The sequence below is a fragment of the Achromobacter sp. Marseille-Q0513 genome, from assembly GCF_018195695.1.
Taxonomy (GTDB): domain Bacteria; phylum Pseudomonadota; class Gammaproteobacteria; order Burkholderiales; family Burkholderiaceae_B; genus Achromobacter.
Map to the genome: position 1 here is coordinate 7,003 of NZ_JAGTJY010000215.1, position 2,349 is coordinate 9,351.

The window sequence follows — 2,349 nt, forward strand, 5'->3', positions numbered from 1 at the left end:
GCCCGTGCGGGTGCAATAGGGCGGGGCGGCGCTCAGGTTTTGGTCGGCGTCATCTCATCCAATCGCAGCTTGATCAGGTCCAGCAGGGTACGAATACGCGCGCTGGCCGAATGCCGATGGCCGTACACGGCCAGCAGCTGCAAGGGCGCCGGGCGCAATTCCAGCGCCACCTCCACCAGCCGGCCCGCCGCCAGATCCTCCTGGCAGGGACCGGCCGCCAGGATCGCGTATCCGATTCCCTGGCGCGCGCCCGCCAGCGCCAGCGCGCCGCTGTTGACGCGGTAGCGGCTGCGCACCGGCACCTTCACCATGCGTCCGGCGGCGTCCACGAAACGCCAGGGTTGCCCTTGCAGCGCGCTCAAGGTCGTGATGCAGGGCAGCGTCTTGAGCTGCGCCGTGCGCGTGGGCATGCCGCTGCGGGCGATCAGCCCGGGCGCGGCGACGACCAGGCTGGGCAGGCTGGCCAGTTCGCGCGTGACCAGCGTGCTGTCCTCCTGGTCGCCGCGATGGAACACGATGGCCAGGTCCATGTCCTCGCGCAGCGCCTGTTCGCCGGCCATGCGGGTATCGCATTGCAGCTCGACGCCGGGATGGCTGGCGCAGAATTCCGCGATGATCGGGCCCAGCAGCAGCGGGGCTTCCCCGGGCATGCACATGCGCAGCGGCCCGCGCAATGCCTGCTCGCCGGCGCCCAGTTCCTCGGCGGTGGCGGCCAGCGTGTCCAGCAAGGGCTTGGCGCGCTGGTACAGCAGGCGGCCGGCCTCGGTCATGCGCAGGTGGCGGGTGCTGCGTTCCAGCAGGCGCACGCCCAGGCTGCGTTCCAGCGCGGCCACGTGGCGGCTGACGTTGGAGGCCGGCAACTGGAGCTGGCGCGCCGCGCCGGCGAAGCTTTGTTCATCCACCACGGCCGCATAGACGCGCACCGTGTTCAGGTCCAGCTTGCTGGGCATGGATTATCCCGTTTCGGGTCATTGAGAACTGCATTTTCGCACTCTAGTTATCACGGGTGGCGGAATCTAGCATGACTGCTTTGCGCAAGAGCGCGTCTGTACGGGAGATGGCAAGCATGGATATCGCGATTCTGGGCGGCGGCGTGGCGGGGTTGGCCACGGCCCTGGCGCTGGCGCGCCGCGGACACAAACCCAGGGTCTACGAGCGCCGCCCGGCGCCGGCCACGATGGGGGCGGGCGTGACGTTGTGGCCGAACGCCGGCTTCGTGCTGGCGGAGCTGGGAATGCTGGACGAGGTGCTGGAACTGGGCGGCACGCCCGCGACCATGTACCGCTACGACGCCCAGGGGCAGTCGCTGGGTGGCCTGGATATCGGGCCGCTGGATCGTCTGATGGGGTATCCGACCTACGCGATCCTGCGCACGGACCTGCAAGCGGTGCTGCTCCGGCGGGCGCGAGAGGCGGGCGTGCCGGTGGCGTTCGGCCGCGAGGCCACGGCGATCGCCAACGATCCGGATGGCCGGGCGGTGGTGCAGTTCGCCGATGGCGAGCGCGTGAGCCCGGACCTGATAATCGGCGCGGACGGACGCATGTCCTCGGTGGCGCGGGCCCATGTGGCGGGCGGCAACGCGCCGGTCTATCAAGGCTTCGTCAACTGGATCGGCGTGGCCGAAAGCTCGCGCGACCTGGTGGACGGCGCCTCGATCCACGATTACTGGGGGCATGGCGAGCGCGTCGGCATCGTGGCGCTGGGGCGGCGCAAGGTCTATTGGGCGGGCGCGCAGGCGCAGACGCTGGAGCAGGCGCGGGCCTCGGCGGCCGCCGCGCAGGACGGCGAGTGGCGCAAGGTGCGCCGCCTGTTCGAGAGCTGGCCCGATCCCATCGGCGCGGTCATCGATGCCACGCCGCCGCAGGCCCTGCGCCTGATCGCGGTGCATGACCTGGAGCCGCTGGCCCGTTGGCATCGCGGCAATGTGCTGCTGGTGGGCGACGCCGCGCACGCGCCCTTGCCCACGTCGGGGCAGGGCGCCTGCCAGGCGCTGGAGGATGCCTGGCATCTGGCGCGCTGCCTGGAGGATCCGGCCATGGGTCCGGGCGCGGAACTGGAGCAGGCGCTGGAACGGTTCGGCGGATTGCGGCGGGAGAAAACCGAGGCCATCACGCGGCAGGCGCGGTACTTCGCGCGAGAGTTGTTCATCACGGACCCGCAGGCTTGCCGCGAGCGCGACGCACGCGTGCGCGCCAGCGATCCGCTGCAAGGCGTGCATGCATTGGCGCAAGGCTGGGGGCGGGGCCTGCCTTTGCCGGCGCTGGCCGAAGCCGGGGCGGCCACCGTTGCCGGCAGAGGCGCGGGACGGTAGTGGTACTGTCGGCCACGAGATGGCTGGGCGGCCGAGGG

2 protein-coding genes are annotated in these 2,349 nt (G+C 71.0%); one reads left to right on the forward strand and one right to left on the reverse strand.

The window, feature by feature from the left end:
• Nucleotides 1-32: 32 nt before the first annotated feature.
• Nucleotides 33-950, reverse strand: a complete 918-nt coding sequence (locus KDH83_RS27200; protein WP_212321427.1) for a LysR family transcriptional regulator — start codon at nucleotides 948-950, stop codon at nucleotides 33-35.
• 116 nt (nucleotides 951-1,066) lie between these two features.
• On the opposite strand from KDH83_RS27200, the gene KDH83_RS27205 reads away from it, so the two are divergent.
• Nucleotides 1,067-2,311 (forward strand): FAD-dependent oxidoreductase, encoded by a 1,245-nt coding sequence (locus tag KDH83_RS27205; protein WP_212321429.1) that lies wholly within the window; start codon nucleotides 1,067-1,069, stop codon nucleotides 2,309-2,311.
• Nucleotides 2,312-2,349 lie beyond the last annotated feature (38 nt).

What these genes read in the sequence shown, in the direction of transcription:
- KDH83_RS27200 (WP_212321427.1), bottom strand. Translation starts at nt 950, where the DNA reads ATGCCCAGCAAGCTGGACCTGAACACGGTGCGCGTCTATGCGGCCGTG.
- KDH83_RS27205 (WP_212321429.1), top strand. Translation starts at nt 1,067, where the DNA reads ATGGATATCGCGATTCTGGGCGGCGGCGTGGCGGGGTTGGCCACGGCC.